Origin of the sequence: Roseovarius sp. M141 (genome assembly GCF_024355225.1) — a bacterium.
GTDB lineage: Bacteria > Pseudomonadota > Alphaproteobacteria > Rhodobacterales > Rhodobacteraceae > Roseovarius.
This window is the reverse complement of record NZ_VCNH01000008.1, coordinates 2,551,006-2,573,321: the sequence shown is the minus strand read 5'-3', so window position 1 is coordinate 2,573,321 and position 22,316 is coordinate 2,551,006. Positions and strand designations below refer to the sequence as shown.

Below are 22,316 nucleotides of genomic sequence, written 5' to 3'. Positions count from 1 at the left end.
CGCCGCCGCAGTGTTAAACCGGGCCGGGAATGCAAGGAAACCACGCCATGAACCTATTTACCGATATCCGCGCCGCCGTTCTGGACGCCCTGAGTGCGATGGAGACCGTCGGCGCGCTGCCCGCCGGCCTTGACCGCGCCAACGTCACGGTCGAGCCGCCCCGCGATCCGGCGCATGGCGATATGGCAACCAATGCCGCCATGGTGCTGGCAAAACCTGCGGGGATGAAACCGCGCGACATCGCCGACGCATTGGCCGCCGAACTGGCTAAAGATTCCCGCATCGACAGCGCCGAGGTGGCTGGCCCCGGATTTCTGAATCTGCGCCTTGCGCCCGACAATTGGCGCGCCATCGTCGGCGCGGCGCTGGCCAAGGGCACCGACTTTGGCCGCTCGGGCATGGGGCAGAGGCGGCGCGTCAACGTTGAATACGTCAGTGCCAACCCCACCGGCCCTTTGCATGTCGGCCACACGCGGGGCGCGGTTTTTGGCGATGCGCTGGCCAGCCTGCTGGATTTCACCGGCCATGACGTCACCCGCGAATACTACATCAACGATGGCGGCGCGCAGGTCGACACTTTGGCCCGGTCCGTCTACCTGCGGTATCTTGAGGCGCATGGCCGCGCCGTCGATTTCCCCGATGGCACCTATCCCGGTGATTACCTGATCGCGACCGGCGAGGCACTAAAAGACAAGGTTGGCGATGCCTGGGTCGGTCAGCCAGAAGAGGTCTGGCTGGACGAATTGCGCGACTATGCGACGGGTGCCATGATGGACCTGATCCGCGCCGATCTGAAATCGCTCGGCGTCGAGATGGACAAGTTCAGCTCGGAAAAGTCCTTTTACGGCACGGGGTTGATCGAAAAGGCGATTCAGTCACTGGACGACAAGGGGTTGATTTACGAGGGCGTTCTGGAGCCGCCAAAGGGCAAGATGCCCGAGGATTGGGAACCGCGCGAACAGACGCTTTTCCGCTCCAGCGCGCATGGCGACGACGTGGATCGCCCGGTCAAGAAATCCGACGGAAGCTGGACCTATTTCGCCCCCGACATCGCCTATCATTACGACAAGGTGACGCGCGGGTTCGACCTGCTGATCGACGTCTTCGGCGCCGATCATGGTGGTTACGTCAAACGCATGAAGGCCGCCGTTTCGGCCCTGTCGGACGGCAAGGTGCCGCTGGAGATCAAGCTGACCCAACTGGTCAAGCTGTGGAAGAATGGCGAGCCGTTCAAGATGTCCAAGCGCGCCGGCACTTTCGTGACGCTGCGCGACGTGGTGGAACTGGTCGGCGCGGATGTGACCCGCTTTGTCATGCTGACCCGCAAGAACGACGCGCCGCTCGATTTCGATTTCGACAAGGTGCTGGAGCAGTCCAAGGATAACCCGGTGTTCTACGTGCAATACGCCCATGCCCGCGTGCGCTCGGTGATGCGCAAGGCGACCGAGGCGGGGATTGACGTGTCGGACGCAGCGCTGAATGCCGCCGATCTGGACCTGATCGCCCACGAGGCCGAGCTGGCGCTGGCGCGCAAGATCGCGGAATGGCCGCGTCTGGTGGAAATCGCCGGGCGCACGAACGAGCCGCACCGCGTCGCGTTCTACCTCTACGATCTGGCATCCGAGGTGCATGCGCTGTGGAATCGCGGCCATGACGCGCCCGAACTGCGGTTCCTTCAGGAGGGCGACCCGGCGACGACACAGGCGAAAATCGCGCTGGTCAAGGCTGCAAGCGTTGTTATTTCCGCAGGTTTGGGTATCTTGGGCGTCACTCCGGCTGAAGAGATGCGATAGAGCCGCACACCGCCGGACGAACAGCGAGGCAGAGCAGTCAGGCCGGTGGGCACGACCCATCGGTGCACGAGAGGCGAAGAATGTCACGACACCAAGATGATAGATCCCGGTCCTCAGGTGCCCCGGATGCACCTGCGCATCCGCTGTCGCGTGCGACCTATGCCTTGGGCTCTATCGTGTCGGTCGGGCTGGTCATCGGCCTTGGCGTCTGGGGCTACAAGCTGCTGGTGCGCGACGTCAGCGGCGTGCCGGTGATCCGCGCAGCCGAGGGACCGATGCGTATTCAGCCCGAGGATCCGGGCGGGCGGCAGGCGCTGAACCAAGGGCTGTCGGTCAATGATGTCGCGGCTGTGGGCACGGCAGGGGCAGCGCCCGATCAGCTGATCCTCGCCCCGGCACCGCTGGATCTGAGCGACGAGGACGCGGCGGGCAACGTCCCCGCGCCGCCGGACCGCACGTCGGCGCTGCCCGGCGGCGATGCACCAGAGTCGGTCACAAATACTCAACCCGAAGCTACCCCGTCATCAGAAGATGAGATGGATATGCTTGCCCTTGCGGAGGCGATCGGCGCAAGTATCACCCCGCTGGAGGATCTGCCTGACGTCGGCGATGTCGCCGCAGATGGCACAGACGATGAAAACGTCGTCGCCACCTCCCTGCGCCCCAGGGCGCGCCCCGCCGATCTGCGCAATATCCGCGGAGCCGCCGCAGTCACCGCGAGCTCGCAGAGTGTCCGCGATATCGACCCCGAGACGATCCCCGTGGGAACCCGCCTTGCCCAGCTGGGCGCCTTTGCCAGCGAAGAGATCGCGCGCGAGGAATGGGACCGCCTTGGCAAGCGGTTCGAGGAATTTCTGGACGGCAAGGACCGCGTGATCCAGCGTGCCACCAGCGGCGGGCGCACCTTCTATCGCCTGCGCGCCATGGGATTTGACGATCTGGCCGATGCGCGGCGTTTTTGCTCGGCCCTTGTATCGGAAAAAGCAGAGTGCATTCCGGTTGTTACACGGTGATAGTGATGCAAGATAAGGCAACGGCATGACGCATTTTGGCGCCACGATCCTAGATGCCGAGGGCCATCGCCTGACGGCTGAGGAGAAACGCTTTTTCGCCTCGGCTGATCCGTTCGGCTTTATCCTGTTCGGGCGCAACATCGGCACCGCCGATCAGGTTCGTGCCCTGTGCGCCGATATGCGCGAGGCGGTGGGCCGCGATGCCCCCATCACCATCGATCAGGAGGGCGGGCGCGTGCAGCGCCTGCGCCCGCCGCTCTGGCGCCAGTGGCCCGCGCCGATGGACCATGTCGACCTCGCAGGCCCGCAGGCCGCCGAGGCGATGTATCTGCGCTATCGCCTGATCGCGACCGAACTTCATGCGCTTGGTATCGACAGCAATTGCGCGCCTCTGGTCGACGTGGCGGGCGCATCCACGCACGCATTTCTGCGCGACCGCTGCTATGGCACGGACGCGGAGCGCGTTGCATTGTTGGGCCGTGCGGTGGCCGATGGCCTGCTGGATGGCGGCGTGCTGCCGGTGCTGAAACACATCCCCGGCCATGGCCGCGCGCAGGCCGACAGCCATCTGGATCTGCCGGTTGTGACCGAGGACAAGGCCACGCTGACCGCCTGCGACTTTGCGCCGTTCGAGGCGCTGAATGATCTACCGATGGGCATGACAGCGCATCTGGTCTATGGGGCGATAGACGACCGCCCGGCCACCGTATCGCCGGTCATGATGCAGCTGATCCGCGACGAGATTGGCTTTGACGGGCTGATCATGACCGATGATATCTCGATGAAGGCGCTCAAGGGTAGCCTGACCGACATCACGCGCGCATCGCTGGGGGCGGGCTGCGACGTGGCGCTGCTGTGCAATGCCACGCTGGAGGATCGCCGCGCGGTTGCTGATGCGGCGGGGCGCCTCGATGATGCAGGACAGGCCCGCGCCCGTGCAGCCCTGGCCGCCCGGCGCACGCCCTCGGACGTAGATGTTTCTGCGCTGGAGGCTAAGCTGTCCGCCATGTGCGACGGTCTGACATATGGCAGATGACTGGGGCCATACACGCAGCGCGGTTGCCGACAGGATGGCCGCCGAGGCACTGATTGTCGATGTCGACGGGTTCGAGGGCCCGCTGGACATGCTGTTGACGCTGGGGCGCACGCAAAAGGTGGATCTGCGCAAGATCAGCGTTCTGCAACTGGCCCGCCAATATCTGGAATTTGTTGAACAAGCCCGCCAGTTGCGGCTGGAACTGGCTGCCGATTATCTTGTCATGGCTGCTTGGCTGGCCTTTTTGAAATCGCGGCTTCTGCTGCCCCCCGATCCCGATGAGGAGGGTCCATCGGGCGAGGAACTGGCCGCGCATCTGGCCTTTCAGCTAGAGCGGCTTCAGGCCATGCGCGACGCCGCCGCGCGGCTGATGGCGCGCGGGCAGCTGGGGCGTGACTTCTTTGCCCGTGGTCAGCCCGAGACGGTCACGCGCACGCGCAGCGTTACTTATACCGCGTCGCTTCTGGACCTGATGCAGGCCTATGCCCGCACGCGCACGCGCGATGAATTCCGGCCCTACGCGATGGACCGCGAGGCGATCTTCTCGCTCGAGCAGGCGCTGGAGCGGATGCGCAGCCTGATCGGATTTTCCGGGGGCTGGACGGACATTTCAACCTATTTGCCCGAAGGGTTCGGCACCGATCCCGCGCGCCGCCGCTCGGCCGCTGCCTCGACATTTGCGGCGTCGTTGGAATTGGCCAAAGAGGGGCGGATCGAACTGCGCCAGGCCGAAATTTTCGCACCAATCGAAATTCGAAGGCGGGATTAGCATCGTGACGCAAGTATCAGAAAAAGAATGTGAAATCCTGTTCGATGCACCGCTCATGGCCGAGCAGGAGCGCATGATCGAAGCGATCCTTTTTGCGTCATCCGAGCCGGTCAGCAGCCGCGAGTTGGACGCGCGCCTGCCCCCCGGCTGCGATGCGGCCGAGGCGCTGGTGCATCTGCGCCGCCGCTACGAAGGGCGCGGCGTCACGTTGGTGCGGATCGGGGATGCCTACGCGCTACGCACAGCGCCGGATCTGGGCTACCTGATGCAGCGCGAGACTGTCGAGACACGCAAGCTCAGCCGCGCCGCGATCGAGACGCTGGCAATCATCGCCTATCACCAGCCCGTGACACGCGCCGAGATCGAGGAAATTCGCGGCGTTTCGGTTAGCCGGGGCACGGTCGATCAACTGCTCGACATGGAATGGATCCGCTTTGGCAGGCGCAGGATGACGCCGGGGCGGCCTGTAACATTCGTCGTCACCGATACTTTTCTTGGGCATTTCGGTCTGGAAACCGCGCGCGATCTGCCGGGATTGAGGGAACTGCGCGCCGCGGGTCTGCTGGACAGCCGCCTGCCGCCGATGTCGATGCCCGGTGCGAAATCCGACGAGGATGAAGATGATTTGCCGTTGAAAGAAGGCGATCAGAGCGAACTTTTCGAAGAGTGATCGCGATGCCCTGAAATCATCGTGATTTGATGTTATGTAGAAGTATTAGAAAAGAAGGAGGGCGCAATGAACGCCAATCAACTGATAAACATGGCGATGCGCATGATCATGCGTCGTCTGATGCGTAGGGGCATCGACGCTGGTATTGGCGCCGTGGGCAAGCGCATGAACAACGGGTCACCGACTGGCGACGCCCCGAATTCGAAAGAGACGCAGAAACGGGCGCGCAGCACGATGAAGATTGCCCGCCGTATGGGGCGGATGTAACGCAGGTATCGCGTTACTTTCGGGCTACAATGATTTGAAGTGTTTGGATAATTTCAGGCCTTGGCCTTGATAGTTCGAGCTGAGGTCGGCGCCGTATAGCGTGTCTGGAACAGTATCCATGCGCTCGTAGATCAGCCGCCCGACGATCTGGCCATGTTCCAACACAAAAGGCGCCTCGTGGCAGCGGACCTCCAGCACCCCGCGCGAGCCTGTACCGCCAGCGGCGCTGTGTCCGAATCCGGGATCGAAGAAACCGGCGTAATGCACGCGAAATTCGCCCACCATCGCCAGATAGGGCGCCATTTCCGCCGCATATTGCGGGGGGATATGAACCGATTCGCGGCTGACCAGAATGTAGAATGCGCCGGGATCGAGGATGATCCGCCCCTCGCGTGTATGCACTTCCTCCCAGAAATCTGCCTGGTCGTAATGGTCGATATTGTCCAGATCAATCACACCTGCATGCGGTTTGGCGCGGTAGCCGACCAGCGTGCCTGTGGCTGGCCGCAGATCGACGGAAAAGCCCAGCCCGTCGCTGATGACAGGGCTGCAGTCGACAAGCCGGTCAGAGGCATGCAGCGCGACCAGATCGGCGTCATTCAGCACCGCGTCGCCGGTGCTGAACCGGATTTGGTTCAGCCGCATACCGGGCCTTACCAGCACCGAAAAAGAGCGCGGGCAAATCTCGGCGTATAGCGGGCCGCTGTAGCCCGCCGGGATACGGTCGAACTCCGCGCCGCCATCGGTGACAGCGCGCGTCAACAGGTCCAGCCGCCCGGTGGAGGATTTGGCATTGGCCGTTGCCTGAACAGACGCGGGCAGGGCCAGCGATTCCATCAGCGGAACAACATAGACGCAGCCCTTTTCCAGCACCGCCCCGGCGGTCAGATCGATGCGGTGCATCTCAAATTCGCGCAGGCGTTCGGCCACGCTGCGCCCTTCGCCGGCCAGAAACGAGGCCCGAACCCGGTAGGCGATATGGCCCAGACGTAAATCGAGGCTGGCAGGCTGGATCTGAGCGGGCGTGACGGCGGGCTCGGCGGCAATGGCGCCGCTGTCGATCATGCCTTGGATCTGCTGGCTGGAGAGAACCCCGGTCATCGCTGCGCCCCTATGAAAGTCGCGCTGGTTTACCCGCCTTGGCCAGTCTTTGCAATTGCGGGAGAAAACGATGCTGGCAGTGCGATTTTTGGATGTTGGGGAAGGTGTTAATGGTCGGGCTAGCAGGACTCGAACCTGCGACCTTCCGTCCCCCAGACGGACGCGCTACCAGACTGCGCCATAGCCCGACGATTTGGTCGTCATACCTGTTTTTCGGGCAGGGACAAGAGGTAAAACCTTTTTTCAGGCTTGATATCACGAAGATTCCGCGCCCCCGGCCATACGCGCGCGCAGGTCTGCCATGCGCCCGGCAAGATCGGACAGGGCAGGGTGCTGCGCAACCAGAATGGCCGGATCCGGTGTGCCAAAATTGGTAAGGGCGGACGCGGCGGCGGGCACGTTGTCGTCCAGGTCCTCCGGTACAGAGACTTCCGCGACGCGGGGCGAGGGCGGCACAGTCGTGGCGGCGTCGCTGTCTTGCAGGGTCGGCGCGTCGTCCTGCGAGGGGGGCGAAGCGATTTCGACCGCGTCCTCGGCGGCGCTACTTGGGTCAGCGCTGGCAGAAGGCGCAGGCGGGCGCGGCAGATCAGCCTGGGCCGGTGCTGTTGTGTCTTCGGTGTCGGCTGGCTCCGGTTGGACCGTGGTGGCTGCGGTGCTATCCGGCGCCTGCTCGTCCTGACGTTCGGCAGGGGTATCAGCTGCGGTTGTTGCCTCTGGCGCTGTGTCGGGGGACGCGGGGGGCGTATCTGCGTTGGGCACGGGTTTCTGCACATCTTTGGGTGTCGCATCATCTGCAGGAACGCTGGCCTGCGCGCCGCCCCTGGACCGGTCAAAGCTCAGGACAGCGCCGCGCGCCTCTTCGACCTCGGGCACATTCAGTGCGATGCCGGCAATGGTCTCTTTGATATCGTCATCAAGGGGGGGCGACATGGCGGCGACGTGGCGCACGCCATGCTCGCGCATCACCTTTTGTACGCCCTTGATGGTCATGCCCTCGTCATGCAGCAGCTTGCGAATACCGCCCAGCAATTGCATGTCCGCAGGGCGGTAATAGCGCCGCCCGCCGGCGCGTTTGACCGGCTTCACCTGAGTGAACTTGCTCTCCCAGAAGCGCAGGACATGGGCGGGAACCCCCAGCCAGTCTGCGACTTCGCTGATGGTGCGAAAGGCGTCTGCGGATTTCGACATGGTCTGCCTAGCGTTTGTTGCCCGCGGCCACGCGATCCTTCATCAGATGCGAGGGGCGAAAGGTCAGGACGCGGCGCGGATTGATAGGGACCTCTTCGCCGGTCTTTGGGTTGCGGCCCACACGTGCCGATTTTTCGCGTACCGAAAACGTGCCGAAAGACGATATTTTCACCTGCTCGCCGCGGACCAGCGCATCAGACATATATTCAAGAACGCTTTCGACCAGTTGGGACGAATCGTTCCGCGACAGTCCGACCTCGCGAAAAATCGCTTCGCTCAAATCCATGCGCGTCAATGTCTTGTCACTCATTTTCATCCCCCGATTGCGTTTTCCTAACCATAGTGGGGAAGAAATTTGCGAGTCAATTACAATGACTTGGAAAGGGCAGTTTAAGCGGATTGGTGGGCACGGTTACACGGATTTACCAGCGAATCGCGACAGACCCCCACGCCAGGCCTCCGCCGATTGCCTCGCTCAACACCAGATCGCCACGCTTGATCCGCCCATCAGCGACGCCCACGGACAACGCCAGCGGAATCGATGCAGCGGATGTATTGCCGTGATCCTGCACCGTCAGAATGACGCGATCCATCGGAACCCCCATCTTTTTGGCGGTGCCTTGAATGATGCGGATATTGGCCTGGTGCGGGACGATCCATGCGACGTCATCGGCGCTCAGCCCGGCCCGGGCCAGCGTGGTATCTGCGGTTTGCGTCAGTTTTTCCACCGCCTGGCGGAACAGCGGGTTGCCCTGCATGCGCAACTTCCCGACCGTGCCGGTAGAGGACACACCGCCATCGACATACAGCATATCGCGATAACGCCCGTCCGAATTCAGGTCTGTCGCCAGAATGCCGCGATCCTGCGATGTGCCGACGCCGTCCTCGACGCCCAGAATCAGTGCGCCAGCGCCGTCACCGAACAGCACGCAGGTGCTGCGGTCTGTCCAGTCCATGATCCGGCTGAACGTTTCGGCGCCAATGACCAGCAGGCGATCGGCCTGACCCGAAACGATCATCGCATTCGCGTTGCACAGACCAAAGACGAAGCCCGCGCAAACCGCCTGAACGTCAAAGCCGAAGCCGCGCGTCATGCCCAGATTGGCCTGCACAATGGTGCCGACCGACGGAAACGTCAGGTCCGGGGTCGATGTGGCGACGATGATTCCGTCGATGTCGTCCGCTGTCAGCCCGGCATTGTCCAGTGCCGCACGCGCCGCGCGTGTCGCCAGATCGGATGTGGTCTGGCCGTCTGCCGCGAAGTGGCGTTGTTCGATGCCAGAGCGGGTGCGAATCCATTCATCGCTCGTGTCGACCAGCGTCTCGAAATAGGCGTTGGGCACGATGCGGTCGGGCAGGTAGTGGCCGATACCGAGGGGAACGGCGCGTCTGGTCATGTCTTGGCTCCATTGGGCGCGTCGCTCTGGCCGGGTGCGTCATCGTCCGGACCGCCATCCTGCGCCATCAAGGTAGCTTTGGCCACGCGTTCGGCCAGTTTCTCTGAAAAACCCGTCTGGGCCAATTTGAATGCCAATTTGACGGCTGCCGATACACCTGTGGCATCCGCTGCGCCGTGCGATTTGACGACCGTGCCGTTGAGGCCGAGGAAGACGCCGCCATTGACGCGGCGCGGGTCGATCCGCTTTTTCAGGCGGCGAAGGGACGGGTAGGCCAGCAATGCCGCGATACGGGACAGGATGGAATACTGGAACGCCTCGCGAAGAAGATCCGCGATCAGAGTCGCGGTACCTTCGCCGGTTTTCAGCGCGACATTGCCGGTGAATCCGTCTGTGACGATCACGTCCACGGTATCACCGGGCAGATCGCGCCCTTCCACGAAGCCGACGAAATCAAAATCGGCGCCGCGTGCGTGAGCCGAGATCAGATCATGCGCCTCGCGCAATTCAGAGCGGCCCTTATGCTCTTCGGTGCCGACATTCATCAGGCCGATGCGGGGGCGCGAAACGCCCAATCCGCTGCGCGCATAAGAGGCGCCCATCAATGCGTATTGCATCAGATCCTTGGCATCGGCGCTGATGTCTGCGCCGCCATCCATCAGCAGGTTGAACCCCTGAGGATTGCGCGATGGCCACATCACGGCGATGGCAGGGCGGTAGATGCCCGGCAGGCGGCGCAGGCGCAGAACCGACATCAGCATCAGTGCGCCGGTATTGCCGCAGGAGACACACACAGTCGCCTCGCCTGCGCGCACCGATTCCAGCGCGGACCACATCGAGGTATCCTTGCCGTGGCGGGCCACATGGGCGGGCTTGTCCTGCATTGTGACGATGCCGGGGGCATCGCGCAGCTCGCAACATCCCGCAAGTTCCCTGTGACGGGCGACCAGCGGCGCCAGCTCGGCCTTGGGGCCGTGCAGGATGAAGGCAATGTCAGGATTTTTCTGTGCGCTGGCAGCAATGCCTGCAACAACGCTGGCAGGCCCCGCGTCACCACCCATTGCGTCGACGGATATGACCGTCCTGCGGTTGGCGGCAGCAGCACCAGACCCATCAGCGGATGGGCCGGGATGGGCTGCATCCGCCGGTGTGATATCTGGACGCGCGGTCATGCGGGCGGTCTGTCCTTGATTGTGGTCCGGGCCGTGATTCTGGTCCGGACCGAGGGAGGTCAGGCCGCGTCGTCGTCCAGATCAACCTCGTCAGCCATCGCGACGATCTCGCGATCTGCGTAGTGGCCGCACGCCGAGCAGACGTGATGCGGGCGCTTCAGCTCGCCGCAATTGGGGCATTCGTTGGGGTTGGCGCCACTGAGGGCGTCATGTGCGCGGCGATTGTTGCGACGCGATTTCGATACTTTGTTCTGCTGGACGGCCATGTCGCGATCCCGATTCCTGTGGGGCCGGACTGGCCCAGTTTCCATGAGGTTGTGCGGCTCTTAGTCCGCCTTGCGGCGCCGGTTCAACCCCAAATTCCGTGAAAGCGCGAAAATACAGTGAAATACCGGCGCCGCAAGCGATATTTCGCGCTAAATGTGCGCGGCTGCAACGACCGTGCACATAGGTGGGGGCGGGCAGGAGGTGTCAGCCGTCGCTTTCCAATTTGGCTTTCAGCCCGGCTAGCCCGGCAAAGGGTTTCAGATCCTCATCCCGCAGCGGGGCGCTGCCCGGCGGTGCGGCCTGTGCGGCCATGATGCCTGCGCCATCGGCGCGCGGATAGTCCGGCAGCGCCAGCGCCAGCGCCTCGTGCAGGATGCGCGCCAGATCGATGAGGTCGCCCAGCGGCTCTTCGCTGTCGTCCTGGGGTATCTCGATCCCGTCCTCGGGCGTCGCCTCCAGCTCGGCCGGGGCGGGCATGTCCGACAGGAACCGCCGCTCGATGCGGGTATCGATGCGCGTGGTCACAGGCGCCAGCGTGGCGACGCAGGCCTGCACGGCGGTCGCGCCCAGTTCGGCGGTCAGCCGCCAGTCATGACGTCCCAGCGGCGCCAGCGTGCCGCGAAAGGTCAGCTTGCGCAGGGCCACTATTCCCAGTGCATCGGCCAGGGCGGCGCGCGCATCTGCGTCCGGCACGATATCGAAGGGTTGCGTGCGCCCCTTTGGTAGGTCGGCCACGCGCAATGTGGCGGCGTCAGTCAGCAGCTTTGCCATGGGCGGGCGCATCCTTTCTTGAACAAGGGGGTTGGCTTGATATAAGCGGGATAAAAGGCCCGGTGGGCCGATATCAAGAGGACAGTCATGTTCGGGACCGAATATTCGCTTAAAATCGCCTGCATGGCAATCGTCCTTGCCCTGATGACCGCATTGGCCGGTTGTACGGCACTGTACCAGAATCATGGATATGTGCCGCCGGAGGAGGACCTGCTACAGTTGGTTCCGGGCGTCGATACCCGTGCGACGGTTGATGAAGTGATCGGCGCGCCCTCGGTTGCGGGCATGTTGAGCGGGGGCGACTATTATTATGTGCGCAGCCGCTTCAAGGCTTACGGCATGATGCGCCCCGAGGAAATCGACCGGCAGGTGCTGGCCATCAGCTTTGACAGCCGGGGCGTCATCGCGAATATCGAACGATTCGACCTGCAAGCTGGCCGGATGGTGACATTGTCGCGCCGCGTCACCGATAGCACGGTCGCGGGCAAAGGGTTCTTGCAGCAGATGATGGGCAACTTCGGCAACCTCAATCCGGCCGACTTCTTCTAGGGCCTCGGCGGCAGCGCGGGTGTCTGCGGCGGGCACGCAGCCAGCGAACGGACCGCGCTACCTTGCGCGGCGAGCGCGCGGCGCCGACGATCTGGAGGCCGCTTGCGCGATCCGCGCGGCGGCCTTTGGTCTGGGCGCCCCCGACCGTGATCCGTTCGACGACGCCTGCATTCAAATCGTGATCGAGGACCGCCGCGCCAGTTGTCTGGTCGGCTGCTTTCGCATGTTGCCGCTGGCCAGCGGCGCGGACATCGCACGCAGCTATTCGGCGCGGTTCTATGATCTGGCGCGCCTTGCGCTCCACATGGGGCCGATGACCGAGCTAGGGCGATTCTGCGTCCGCCCCGGCTTGCGCGATCCCGATATCCTGCGCGCTGCGTGGGGCGCGGTGACCGCGCATGTCGACACGCAAGGCGTGGGAATGCTGTTTGGCTGCACGTCGTTTCGCGGCATTGATCCTGCACCCTATGCGGCGGCTTTTGCCCTGCTGGCGCAACGTCACCTTGCGCCGCCCGACTGGGCGCCGCTGCCCCGCGCGCCGCAAACCGTGCCGCTGATGCGGCAGCAGGACGCCCCCGATGCGCGCCGCGCGGTGCAGGCGATGCCGCCGTTGCTGCGCACGTATCTGGCAATGGGGGGCAAGGTCAGCGACCATGCGGTGATCGACGCGCAGATGAATACGCTGCACGTCTTTACCGGTCTGGAAATCGCGGCGATCCCGGTTGCGCGCAAGCGGTTGCTGCGCGCGGATGCCAGAGTGCCTGACGGGGGCGCTTGACGGCAGGCGTGCGGCGGGATAGCCCGCGCCCATGGCAGCACGTCCCCCCCTTTTGCAACTCAATGATATCTCCCTCACCTTTGGGGGCGATCCGATATTTTCTGACCTGTCGCTGGTCGTTCAGCCGGGCGACCGTGTCGCGCTGGTTGGCCGTAACGGGTCGGGCAAGTCCACACTGATGAAGGTGATGGCCGGGCTGGTCGAGGCCGACAGCGGCGCCCGCACTCTGGCCCCCGCCGCATCGGTCGGCTACATGGAGCAGGACCCCGACATGGCCGGTTTTGCCACGTTGGGCGATTTCGCGTCCAGCCAATTGGATCCGGCCGAGACATACCGCGTGGAAATGGCGGGCGAGGGGCTGAAATTCGACCCCGCGCGCCCGGTCGAAACCGCCTCGGGGGGCGAACGTCGCCGCGCTGCGCTGGCCAAGCTGATGGCCGAGGCCCCCGAACTGATGCTACTGGACGAGCCGACGAATCATCTGGACATCGAGGCGATCGCCTGGCTGGAGGCCACGCTGAAAGAGACGCGCAGCGCCTATGTTCTGATCAGCCACGACCGCGCGTTCTTGCGTGAACTGACGCGCGCAACCCTCTGGATAGACAGGGGAATGACGCGACGCCAAGAAAAGGGTTTCACCCATTTTGAGGAATGGCGTGACAAGGTCTGGGAAGACGAGGATCAGGCCCGTCACAAGCTGAACCGCAAGATCAAGTCCGAGGCCCGCTGGGCCGTCGAGGGTATCAGCGCCCGACGCAAGCGCAATCAAGGCCGCGTGCGTGCGCTTCAGGAATTGCGCGCCGAGCGGTCGAGTCAGATTCAGCGGCAGGGTGCGGCGGCCATGGCGCTGGATTCCGGGCCGAAATCAGGCAAGAAAGTCATTGAAGCCACAAGCATTTCAAAAGCTTACGGCGACAAGGTTCTTCTGTCGGATTTTTCGATCAAGATCCAGCGCGGCGACCGCGTGGCGCTGGTCGGTCCCAATGGCGTGGGCAAGACGACGCTCCTGAACATGCTCATGGGCACCGAGGCGCCCGATAGCGGCACGGTCAGCCTGGGCACGAACCTGCTGCCGGCGATTTTCGATCAGGCGCGCGCGCAGTTGGACCCGAATATGAGCCTGTGGGACAGCCTGACCGGTGATCCGGAGATGCGTGTGTCGGGCAAGGCGGATCAGATTCTGGTGCGCGGAATGCCGCGCCATGTGATCGGTTACCTCAAGGAGTTCCTTTTTGATGAGGCGCAAGCGCGCGCGCCCGTTCGGTCCCTGTCGGGTGGCGAAAAGGCCCGGCTGCTGCTGGCCAAGCTGATGGCGCGCGAATCGAATATTCTAGTGCTGGACGAGCCGACGAACGATCTGGATATCGAAACGCTGGATCTGCTTCAGGAGCTTCTGGACGATTACGACGGCACGATCATTCTGGTCAGCCATGACCGCGATTTTCTGGACCGCGTCGCCGCCACCACCATCGCGATGGAGGGGGATGGCCGCGCGACCGTCTATGCCGGCGGCTGGACCGATTATCGCTCGCAGCGCCAATCGACGGCGGAATGGGCGGATGCCGGTCGCAAGTCGGCCTCAAAATCCAAGACCAGTAGCGCGTCTAAAAAGGGCAAATCTGGCGCGCTCAGCTTTACCGAAAGGCATCGTCTTGCCGAACTGCCTGAGGTGATCGCCCGGCTTGAGGCCGAAATCACCAAGCTGGAAGGCCTGATGGCCGACCCCGAGCTGTTTACGCGCGAGCCGGTCAAATTCCGCAAGGCGATGGAGGCGCTGACCCATCGGCAAAAGGGACTCGCTGACGCTGAAGGGGAATGGCTGACGTTGGAGGAGAAGGCCGGCAACTGAACGCAGACGGAACCTGCGTGCCGGGGTCAGTATCACAGCCGTATTTGATACGCCTCGCGCTGCCTGCACCCGCACGGCCTGTCCCGCGCTCTGATTAGAGCGCGGACCCGACCCGGAATTGCTGGTCTAGTTGTAGGATTCGAGTGAGGTGATTATCTTTTTCAGGGCCAGTTTGCGCTTTTTGAGTTCCGCTGTTTTCAGTTGATTGGCTCCGGGGCTGCGCTGGCGGGAGGAGATCTGCGCATCAAGTGCTGCGTGCTTTTCCTTCAGGGAATTCAGATGAGCTTGCATGATAGGTAATCCTCTCTGTTAGTGCCGTACCTTCAATCTGTTTGCGGTTCAGAGCGGATTCAAGATCAACCACTGAAGATAAGCAGATACCAGCTATCGATGGGCCCGATTCCGCCGGAGAGCCGCCGCAAGGCGTTGGGGTGCCGAAGCCGACCGCATCGGGAGCGTAGTCGTGACGGGCAGGGCGGAACTGGCAGGCCTGCGCAGAAAGTCAAACCGACCCAACATGTTTTGTCTCCACCGCTTACGACGTCTGGGGGAATGTCTGGGACTCAAGCTCTCCAATGCCCCAGAGGTTTCCGATTCTTCCCAAAGCCGTTTCTTGATCGGCAATATGCAAGATTCTCATTTTCTTAAAAGAAAACGGGTATTTACGTTATAGACCTGATTTTGATTTCTGGAGCGGGTAACGGGAATTGAACCCGTAACTAAAGCTTGGGAAGCTGCCGTGATACCTTTTCACCATACCCGCCGCGACGGTCTGAATAGCATCCGCCGCGCGCCGGGTTCAAGGTGGAATCGCCACCACATGGGCGCGGGCAATGAAAAACCCGCCGAAAAAGGCGGGTCTGTCAGGCGTTGCGGATGCAGCGCTGATTTCAGCCGCCCCAGGAGCGCACCACGCCGCAATCCATATGCACGAAATTAGAGCGGGAGTATCTGCCAACACCGCCTGCACGGCATGCGATTGCCGCCTTGCTTATCTGCCCGACCGAGCGCGAGCCCAGCCGCAGATCTGCGGCCTGACCGTTCAGGTGTAGCGAATGTTTCGCCACCCCCTTGGACCGGCTGCGCAGCATCGCATTGGTCTGCGGCGACCGATATCCGGACAGCAGCGTGTAAGGCTCTGTCGTGCCCATCAGGTTATGAGCCGCGGCCATGATATCGATGGTGCGGGTGTCGATATTCTTGGCCTCGTTCCGGCGCCAATCGCGCATGAACATCGATATTTCCCGAACAGCCTCGGCGATGTATTCGCCCTCGATCCAGTAGATCGTGTCCAATTTTTCGCCCGTCCGGGGGGAAATCATGCGCAGTCGGCGAACATCACCGGCACCGCGCAAGAGGCTGAATGCGTTAGCATATGAGGGGGCCGCCACTACAGCGGTTGCCGCGAATGCGCCTAGCAGCGCACGCCGCGACAGGCCTGCCGGTTTAGATTGGGTCATAGGTTTTTTGCCTGTCCGTCGCTTCAGTTTCTTTCCCGCACAAGGCGGGCGTTCATCTCATCCCCGGATGCAGGTGTACCTATGACATATTAAGAATCGCTAACCAAGACGCGGGTTCCCGAGAAACCTTTGTTCAACAGATTTCGGCATAAATCCGCGCAATCACCGCGAGCTGTGGCATTTTTGCAGTGGCGTGATGCGAAATCGCCGCAGCTTATCCAGCGACCCGTCGCTCGCGCAAAATTCAATGGACATCGGGCCGTGGGGCGGGCTGATTGCGCAAAATTGCGATATGATTGTTCAGGTTACATGAAGCGCGCGATCAGATTACGGGGTATCCGATGAACTTTGCCGCCACTTTGACGTCCAGACTATGCGCGGCGACCGCCGGTAGACTGACCAAGCGCATGCTGATGCCTGCGGCCATCGCCCTGCTGACGTTGGGCGGTCCGCAGGGCGCCGCGGCCGGGGTGACGGCGTTTAAACAGGCGGTCGCCGAGGGTGCTGCGCGCGACGATGATCTGTCGGCCTACTATCGCGCCAACGGTTACGGTGCCATCTGGACCGGAGCGGGCGAGGCGGACCGTGCGCGCCGCCAGGCACTGCTTCAGGCGATTGACGCGGCGGGCGCGCATGGCCTGCCTGCGCGGCGTTATGATGCGGCGGGCCTGATGCAGATGATGCAAGGCGCGCGCACGCCGCGTGATCTGGGCGCGGTCGAGATCGCGATGTCGCGTACGTTCTTGCGGCTGGCACATGATATGCAGACCGGCATGCTGACCCCCGCAAGTATCGACAAGGGGATGGTGCGCAAGGTGCCGACCCGGTCGGCGGATGATCTGCTGAACAGCTTTGCTGCGTCCAACCCTCGGGGCTTCTTCCGCGGGCTTGTGCCCAAGTCGGGCGAATATGCGCGCCTGATGCGCGAAAAGACCCGGCTTGAGGGCTTGCTGGCCACCGGCGGCTGGGGACCGACAGTGCCCGCATTGTCGCTGGCGCCGGGCCAGACGGGGGCGGACGTCGTTGCGCTGCGCAACCGCCTGATGCGCATGGGCTATCTGCCGCGCACGGCGTCGGGCAGCTACGATATTGCGATGCAGCAGGCCGTTCAGCAGTTTCAGGAGGCGCATGGTCTTGTCCCCGACGGGACAGCCGGCGAATCTACGATGGTCGCAATCAACGCTCCGATTTCTCAGCGCCTGCCGATGATTCTGGTCGCGATGGAGCGGGAACGCTGGCTGAGTGGTCCGCGCGGCAAGCGCCACATTCTGGTCAACCTGACGGATTTCAGCGCCCGCATCATGGATGACGACCGCCTGACCTTTGAAACCCGCGCCGTGATCGGCAAGAATCTCAGCACCCATCAAAGCCCCGAATTTTCGGACGAGATGGAGTATCTGGAAATCAATCCGGTCTGGAACGTCCCGCGCTCGATCGCAGTCAGCGAATACCTGCCGCAAATGCAGCGCAATCGTGGCGCGGCGCGGCACCTGAAGCTGTATAATTCACGCGGCCAAGAGGTGAGCCGTGCCAATGTCAACTTCAACGCCTACAACGCGCGCACCTTTCCGTTCGCTCTGAAACAGCCACCGTCGACGCGCAATGCGCTGGGGCTGGTCAAGTTCATGTTCCCGAACAAATATAACATCTACCTGCACGACACGCCGTCCAAAAGCCTGTTTCAGCGCAATGTGCGCGCGTTCAGCCACGGCTGCATCCGTCTGCAGGAACCCTTTGATTTCGCCTATGAACTCCTGTCGCGGCAGGAGGATAACCCCAAGGCGTATTTCGACCGCATCCGGAACTCGGGTCGCCAGACGCGCGTCAACCTGGAGCAGAAGGTGCCGGTGCATATTATCTACCGCACGGCGACCGTTCCCGCCAAGGGGCCGACCCAGTATCGTGACGATATCTATGGCCGGGACGCCAAGGTATGGGATGCCCTGCAAAAGGCAGGGGTTTCGCTGCCTGCGCATCAGGGCTAGATATCGCACCGTCACAAGAGGGTGCAGCATGTCCTACACGATTGATCAGATTGCCAAGGCGCTTGGGGTCGAGGCCCTCGGTGCGACAGATATACGGGTTACGGCCCTGGCCGAGCCTGCCGATTCCGGGCCAGACCATCTGGCGCTGGCCACCCGGCCCGACTATGCCGCTGCGCTGCCGCAGGGCGCCGCCCGCGCGGCCCTAGTGTGGGAGGGCGCGGACTGGCAGGCGCTGGGGCTGGAGGCCGCGATCATCGCGCCGCGTCCGCGCTATGCCATGTCGGGCCTGACCGCGATGATGGATCCGGGCGAAGGATGGGGCGACGGTATCCATCCCAGCGCCGTGATCGACGACACCGCGCAGCTGGGGATCGGCGTGCATGTCGGCCCGCTGACGGTGATCGGCCCGCGCGCACAGATCGGTGCAGGCTGCCGGATCGGCCCGCAGGTCACGATCGGGGCCGATGCGGTGATCGGCGAGAATGGCCTGATCCGTGAAGGTGTGCGCATCGCCGCCCGCGTGCGGATCGGGGCACGCGTCATTCTCAACCCCGGCGCAGTGGTGGGGGGCGACGGCTTCAGCTTTGTCACCCCCGAGAAAAGCAGCGTTGAATCCGTGCGTGAAACCCTTGGCGATCAGGGCGGCGCGGGGGCGCAGTCTTATGTGAGGATTCACAGTCTGGGATCGGTACGGTTGGGCGACGATGTCGAAGTGGGTGCGAATGCGGCCATCGACCGTGGCACGGTGCGCGACACGGTGATCGGTGACCGTACCAAGATTGATACGCTGGTGATGGTCGCCCATAACGTGGTGGTTGGCACCGATACGCTGCTGTGCGGTCTGGTGGGCGTCGCCGGATCGTCACGGATTGGTAACAATGTCGTGCTAGCAGGGCAGGTGGGCGTAGGTGATAACCTGTTCGTCGGGGACAATGTGATCGCCGGCGGCGGCACCAAGATCCTCAGCAACGTGCCCGCCGGGCGCGTCGTACTGGGCTATCCCGCGATGAAGATGGACAACCACATCGACATGTACAAACATATGCGCCGTCTGGGCCGCATGGTTGCCGATGTCGCAGCCCTGAAGAAAGCTGTTTTCAAGCCTGACCAGAGTGACTAAAGCCATGCCGTTATCCCAAGGAGCCACGCCATGACCATACCCGAGCGTGTGATTGCCATCATCGCAAATCAGGCCATGCTGGAGCCGTCCGACGTGACGCTGGACAGCAGCCTTGAGGATCTGGGTATCGATTCCCTTGGTCTTGTCGAAAGCATCTTTGCGATTGAGGAGGCGTTCGACATTACCATTCCCTTCAACGCGAACGAGCCGTCGGCAGGCGATTTCGAAATCTCGACGGTTGGTGCCATTGCGGCCGGCGTTCAACGGCTGGTCGCCGAACAGTCGTGAAACGTGTCGTCATAACCGGCGCGGGTACGATCAACGCGCTTGGCAAAGACGTCGTTACCACGCTAGAGGCGATGCGCGAGGGGCGCTGCGGGATCAGCAATCTGGAGTTCCGCGATGTCGAGCGCCTGTCAATCCGCATTGGCGGTCAGGTCAAGGAATATGACCCCGAGTCTGCTTTCACCCGCCAGCAATTGGCGCTTTATGACCGGTTCACGCAGTTCACCATGGTTGCCGCGCGGCAGGCCGTCGCGCAATCGGGCCTCGAATTCAACGATGAACTGTCGCTGCGGGCGGGCGTCATTCTGGGCAATTCCGGCGGTGGGATGACCACGCTGGATGAAAACTACCGCACCGTTTACGAGGACGGCAAAAACCGCGTGCACCCGTTCGTGGTGCCCAAGCTGATGAACAATGCCGCAGCCAGCCATGTGTCGATGGAGTGGGGGCTGCATGGTCCGTCCTACACCGTGTCGACGGCCTGCGCATCGTCAAACCACGCGATGGCGCAGGCGTTTCAGATGGTGCATGGCGGGCAGTCCCCCGTGATGCTGACCGGCGGATCGGAATCGATGCTGTGCTTTGGCGGGGTCAAGGCGTGGGAAGGTCTGCGCGTCATGTCCAAAGACGGCTGTAGACCGTTCTCGGCCAACCGTAACGGCATGGTGCAGGGCGAGGGGGCCGGCATCTTCGTCTTTGAGGAATATGAACACGCCCGCGCGCGCGGCGCCGACATCATGGCCGAAATCGTCGGCTATGCCATGTCCTCGGACGCGTCGGACATCGTCATGCCCTCCAAGGAGGGCGCGGCGCGCACCATCACCGGGACGCTGCGCGATGCGCGGCTGAATCCCGAGGATGTGGGCTATATCAACGCGCATGGCACGGGCACGGCGGCCAATGACAAGACGGAATGTGCCGCCGTGGCGGCCGTATTTGGGCGCCACGCGGACAAGTTGATGATGTCGTCCACCAAATCCATGCATGGCCATCTGATCGGCGGCACCGGCGCGGTCGAACTGCTGGCCTGCATCATGGCCGTGCGCGACGGAATCATCGCGCCCACGATCAACTACGACGAGCCGGACCCCGAATGCGCGCTGGACGTCGTCCCGAATGAGGCGCGCGAGGCGCATGTCGATGTGGCGCTCAGCAATGCCTTTGCCTTTGGCGGGCTAAACGCCGTTCTGGCGCTGCGCCGGGCGGAGTAGGCGCGGCCCGTTTTCCCAAAGATTGTGTAAATTCGTGGCGCCTTCGGCTGTTCTGGTCGAAATCGACCTCTGGTGCCGAAGCCCTTTTGCAGTGGGTGAGGAGGCGTGCGAAGTTGCGCGACTCTGCCGGTTTGGTGTAATTTCGAGGGACATCAGACCGAAAGGGGCGCGCATGAAACTCATGACACTGATTATGGCGCTTTCGCTGACCTCAGTCGCTGCCGGCGCGCAGCAACTGGATGTGGAGTTCCAAATTGTCGAGGATGGCCACGCGGCCGGATGTCTGGGGGCCATGGTTGTGGGGCTGAATCCGAACGGGGACGGTTTCCTGTCGGTGCGGACCGGGCCGGGGACGAATTACCGCAAGATTGACGAACTGTATAACGGGAACTCGGTTCGGCCCTGCGCCAAGGAAGGGGCATGGTGGGGTGTCTACTATGGCCAGCCACGCCGCAAAGGCTGGGTGCACGGAAACTGGCTTGGAAACTGGGCGGGCTGACATGCCTCTGGGCACGTCTGTCCGTCGACGGCCTCATTCGGTCAGCCATATCGCGCGCGTCGCGCAAACGTCAGGTGCCATAAGTTAGTAAAAAGGGCAGGCCCTTCAGCCCACCCTCCTTGTTAGTTGCGATCGTGATTTTCGATCACTCGGTGAACGTACCGACCGCGTCATACCCGGCGGTGAACCCGTTTAGCGAGATGTTGATCTTGACCTTTTGGTCGGGTGCCTGCGCGGGCACCAACACCATCTGCGCCTTGGCTCCTTTTTTGAAGACGGCGATGTCCTGCTCGGTCATGCCGATCTGCGCGACGCAGCCGGCCTCGGTGCAGACACGGTAGGGATAGCTTTTGGCGGTGCCGCCATCGACGGAGATCTTCAGCTCTTCGGTCAGCAGGGTAATCAGCGGCACGATCGCTGTGGCGCCTGCCACGGCGGGCGCCTGACCCGAGATGCGGAAGATACTGAATTCGGCGACGGGATTGCCGCCCTCTTCGCGCAGCAGCTGATACAGCTGGCAAGGATCGTCCCCATCGGCATTGCGGAAGCAGCGCAGGCTCCAGTCGCCGAACTTTTCCTTGATGTAGACGGGAGGTTCTTTTTCAGCGACTTCGGTTCCGGTCGCAAAGGCCTCGCCCTCGGTGGCAGGCGCATCTGCCGGAGTGTCTGTCGGCGCGTCGGCAGGCGCAGCGGCTGCATCCGTGCCGGTTGCGTCCGTGCCAGCCGCATCCGCAGCACCGGTGTCGGGCGCCGTCTCTTCGGTCGCGGCGGCAGCACCCTCGGCGGCCGCAGCATCGCCCGTGGCAGTGTCTTGTGCGAAGGCCGCGCCGGCCAAGCCAAGCGCTGCTGCCAAGGACAGAATGGAAAGTGAGTTTTGCATGATTTCCCCGTCGTCATTGTAGGTTACAAGGCGACCTAACATGCCGCGCCGCAACTGTCAGGATCAAATCGCAAATCCAGCCACGGCGCATGGCGGAATTCCGCGTGGCCCAGGCACCCGCCAACATATGGGATCGGACGTAGAAAAGGGGCCTTGCGGCCCCCTTTCGCGTCTCCCCGCCGGACTTGGCCGACTTAATAATTGAGGCCGACGCTACGGCAGCAATGAATCATCGTCAACAGTCAAAATGAACGCA

The 22,316-nt window shown here is 62.7% G+C and carries 24 protein-coding genes and 2 tRNA genes; 14 read left to right on the top strand and 12 right to left on the bottom strand.

Features of this window, described 5'->3' with window-relative positions:
* Positions 1–47: 47 nt before the first annotated feature.
* From argS to FGD77_RS16500, 6 genes are all read left to right on the top strand, one after another.
* Entirely contained in the window at positions 48–1,793 is a 1,746-nt protein-coding gene (gene argS, locus FGD77_RS16525) for an arginine--tRNA ligase (protein WP_255011294.1), read from the top strand.
* Positions 1,794–1,873: 80 nt separating this feature from the next.
* Entirely contained in the window at positions 1,874–2,806 is a 933-nt protein-coding gene (locus FGD77_RS16520; protein ID WP_255011292.1) for an SPOR domain-containing protein, read from the top strand.
* Between the two features lie 25 nt (positions 2,807–2,831).
* Positions 2,832–3,842, top strand: coding sequence for a beta-N-acetylhexosaminidase (nagZ, locus tag FGD77_RS16515; protein ID WP_255011291.1), 1,011 nt, complete (start codon positions 2,832–2,834; stop codon positions 3,840–3,842).
* Positions 3,832–4,611, top strand: a complete 780-nt coding sequence (locus FGD77_RS16510) for a ScpA family protein (protein WP_255011289.1) — start codon at positions 3,832–3,834, stop codon at positions 4,609–4,611. The genes nagZ and FGD77_RS16510 overlap by 11 nt, the downstream gene beginning before the upstream one ends.
* A 4-nt stretch (positions 4,612–4,615) precedes the next feature.
* Positions 4,616–5,281 carry an SMC-Scp complex subunit ScpB gene (scpB, locus tag FGD77_RS16505; RefSeq protein WP_255011287.1) on the top strand — a complete coding sequence of 222 codons (666 nt, stop codon included), beginning with the start codon at positions 4,616–4,618 and terminating at the stop codon, positions 5,279–5,281.
* A gap of 66 nt (positions 5,282–5,347) precedes the next feature.
* Positions 5,348–5,548, top strand: a complete 201-nt coding sequence (locus FGD77_RS16500) for a hypothetical protein (RefSeq protein ID WP_255011285.1) — start codon at positions 5,348–5,350, stop codon at positions 5,546–5,548.
* A gap of 24 nt (positions 5,549–5,572) precedes the next feature.
* Here FGD77_RS16500 and FGD77_RS16495 read toward each other — a convergent pair whose 3' ends face one another.
* The 8 genes from FGD77_RS16495 to FGD77_RS16460 all read right to left on the bottom strand — a co-directional run bounded on the left by FGD77_RS16495 (position 5,573) and on the right by FGD77_RS16460 (position 11,444).
* Positions 5,573–6,649: a 2'-deoxycytidine 5'-triphosphate deaminase gene (locus FGD77_RS16495; protein ID WP_255011284.1), complete on the bottom strand. Its 1,077-nt coding sequence runs from the start codon at positions 6,647–6,649 to the stop codon at positions 5,573–5,575.
* Positions 6,650–6,760: 111 nt separating this feature from the next.
* Positions 6,761–6,837, bottom strand: a tRNA-Pro gene (locus FGD77_RS16490).
* Positions 6,838–6,904: 67 nt separating this feature from the next.
* Entirely contained in the window at positions 6,905–7,837 is a 933-nt protein-coding gene (locus FGD77_RS16485) for a MerR family transcriptional regulator (RefSeq protein WP_255011282.1), read from the bottom strand.
* 7 nt (positions 7,838–7,844) lie between these two features.
* Entirely contained in the window at positions 7,845–8,147 is a 303-nt protein-coding gene (gene ihfA / locus FGD77_RS16480) for an integration host factor subunit alpha (RefSeq protein WP_255011280.1), read from the bottom strand.
* Between the two features lie 112 nt (positions 8,148–8,259).
* Positions 8,260–9,234: a beta-ketoacyl-ACP synthase III gene (locus tag FGD77_RS16475; protein ID WP_255011279.1), complete on the bottom strand. Its 975-nt coding sequence runs from the start codon at positions 9,232–9,234 to the stop codon at positions 8,260–8,262.
* The gene (plsX, locus tag FGD77_RS16470) at positions 9,231–10,406 is read right to left on the bottom strand and encodes a phosphate acyltransferase PlsX (protein ID WP_255011278.1); all 1,176 of its coding nucleotides are present in this window, start codon (positions 10,404–10,406) and stop codon (positions 9,231–9,233) included. Before plsX ends, FGD77_RS16475 begins: the two co-directional genes overlap by 4 nt.
* Positions 10,407–10,465: 59 nt before the next feature.
* Entirely contained in the window at positions 10,466–10,672 is a 207-nt protein-coding gene (gene rpmF, locus FGD77_RS16465) for a 50S ribosomal protein L32 (RefSeq protein WP_108690258.1), read from the bottom strand.
* Between the two features lie 205 nt (positions 10,673–10,877).
* The gene (locus tag FGD77_RS16460; RefSeq protein ID WP_255011277.1) at positions 10,878–11,444 is read right to left on the bottom strand and encodes a DUF177 domain-containing protein; all 567 of its coding nucleotides are present in this window, start codon (positions 11,442–11,444) and stop codon (positions 10,878–10,880) included.
* A gap of 87 nt (positions 11,445–11,531) precedes the next feature.
* On the opposite strand from FGD77_RS16460, the gene FGD77_RS16455 reads away from it, so the two are divergent.
* Genes FGD77_RS16455 through FGD77_RS16445 form a run of 3 tightly spaced genes read left to right on the top strand, consistent with a single transcriptional unit; the run spans position 11,532 to position 14,620 of the window.
* Positions 11,532–11,993 carry an outer membrane protein assembly factor BamE gene (locus FGD77_RS16455; protein WP_255011276.1) on the top strand — a complete coding sequence of 154 codons (462 nt, stop codon included), beginning with the start codon at positions 11,532–11,534 and terminating at the stop codon, positions 11,991–11,993.
* Between the two features lie 19 nt (positions 11,994–12,012).
* The gene (locus tag FGD77_RS16450) at positions 12,013–12,771 is read left to right on the top strand and encodes a GNAT family N-acetyltransferase (RefSeq protein ID WP_255011275.1); all 759 of its coding nucleotides are present in this window, start codon (positions 12,013–12,015) and stop codon (positions 12,769–12,771) included.
* A gap of 31 nt (positions 12,772–12,802) precedes the next feature.
* Positions 12,803–14,620: an ABC-F family ATP-binding cassette domain-containing protein gene (locus FGD77_RS16445; protein WP_255011274.1), complete on the top strand. Its 1,818-nt coding sequence runs from the start codon at positions 12,803–12,805 to the stop codon at positions 14,618–14,620.
* Between the two features lie 126 nt (positions 14,621–14,746).
* On the opposite strand, the gene FGD77_RS16440 is transcribed toward FGD77_RS16445, so the two are convergent.
* From FGD77_RS16440 to FGD77_RS16430, 3 genes are all read right to left on the bottom strand, one after another.
* Positions 14,747–14,911 (bottom strand): DUF465 domain-containing protein, encoded by a 165-nt coding sequence (locus FGD77_RS16440; RefSeq protein ID WP_255011273.1) that lies wholly within the window; start codon positions 14,909–14,911, stop codon positions 14,747–14,749.
* A gap of 398 nt (positions 14,912–15,309) precedes the next feature.
* Positions 15,310–15,383, bottom strand: a tRNA-Gly gene (locus FGD77_RS16435).
* 127 nt (positions 15,384–15,510) lie between these two features.
* Positions 15,511–16,080 carry a DUF882 domain-containing protein gene (locus FGD77_RS16430; RefSeq protein ID WP_255011271.1) on the bottom strand — a complete coding sequence of 190 codons (570 nt, stop codon included), beginning with the start codon at positions 16,078–16,080 and terminating at the stop codon, positions 15,511–15,513.
* A gap of 407 nt (positions 16,081–16,487) precedes the next feature.
* Between FGD77_RS16430 and FGD77_RS16425 the strand changes: the two genes are divergently transcribed.
* The 5 genes from FGD77_RS16425 to FGD77_RS16405 all read left to right on the top strand — a co-directional run bounded on the left by FGD77_RS16425 (position 16,488) and on the right by FGD77_RS16405 (position 21,180).
* On the top strand, positions 16,488–18,065 hold the full coding sequence (locus tag FGD77_RS16425; RefSeq protein WP_255014292.1) for a murein L,D-transpeptidase: 1,578 nt from the start codon (positions 16,488–16,490) through the stop codon (positions 18,063–18,065).
* Between the two features lie 28 nt (positions 18,066–18,093).
* Positions 18,094–19,185, top strand: coding sequence for a UDP-3-O-(3-hydroxymyristoyl)glucosamine N-acyltransferase (lpxD, locus tag FGD77_RS16420; RefSeq protein ID WP_255011269.1), 1,092 nt, complete (start codon positions 18,094–18,096; stop codon positions 19,183–19,185).
* 30 nt (positions 19,186–19,215) lie between these two features.
* A complete protein-coding gene (locus FGD77_RS16415) occupies positions 19,216–19,473 on the top strand; it encodes an acyl carrier protein (RefSeq protein WP_255011267.1) in 258 nt (85 codons plus the stop codon).
* Positions 19,470–20,681 (top strand): beta-ketoacyl-[acyl-carrier-protein] synthase family protein, encoded by a 1,212-nt coding sequence (locus FGD77_RS16410; protein WP_255011265.1) that lies wholly within the window; start codon positions 19,470–19,472, stop codon positions 20,679–20,681. The genes FGD77_RS16415 and FGD77_RS16410 overlap by 4 nt, the downstream gene beginning before the upstream one ends.
* 172 nt (positions 20,682–20,853) lie before the next feature.
* Entirely contained in the window at positions 20,854–21,180 is a 327-nt protein-coding gene (locus FGD77_RS16405) for an SH3 domain-containing protein (protein WP_255011263.1), read from the top strand.
* Positions 21,181–21,325: 145 nt separating this feature from the next.
* Here the strand turns inward: FGD77_RS16405 and FGD77_RS16400 are convergent, their stop codons facing one another.
* The gene (locus tag FGD77_RS16400) at positions 21,326–22,060 is read right to left on the bottom strand and encodes an invasion associated locus B family protein (protein ID WP_255011261.1); all 735 of its coding nucleotides are present in this window, start codon (positions 22,058–22,060) and stop codon (positions 21,326–21,328) included.
* Between the last annotated feature and the right edge of the window lie 256 nt (positions 22,061–22,316).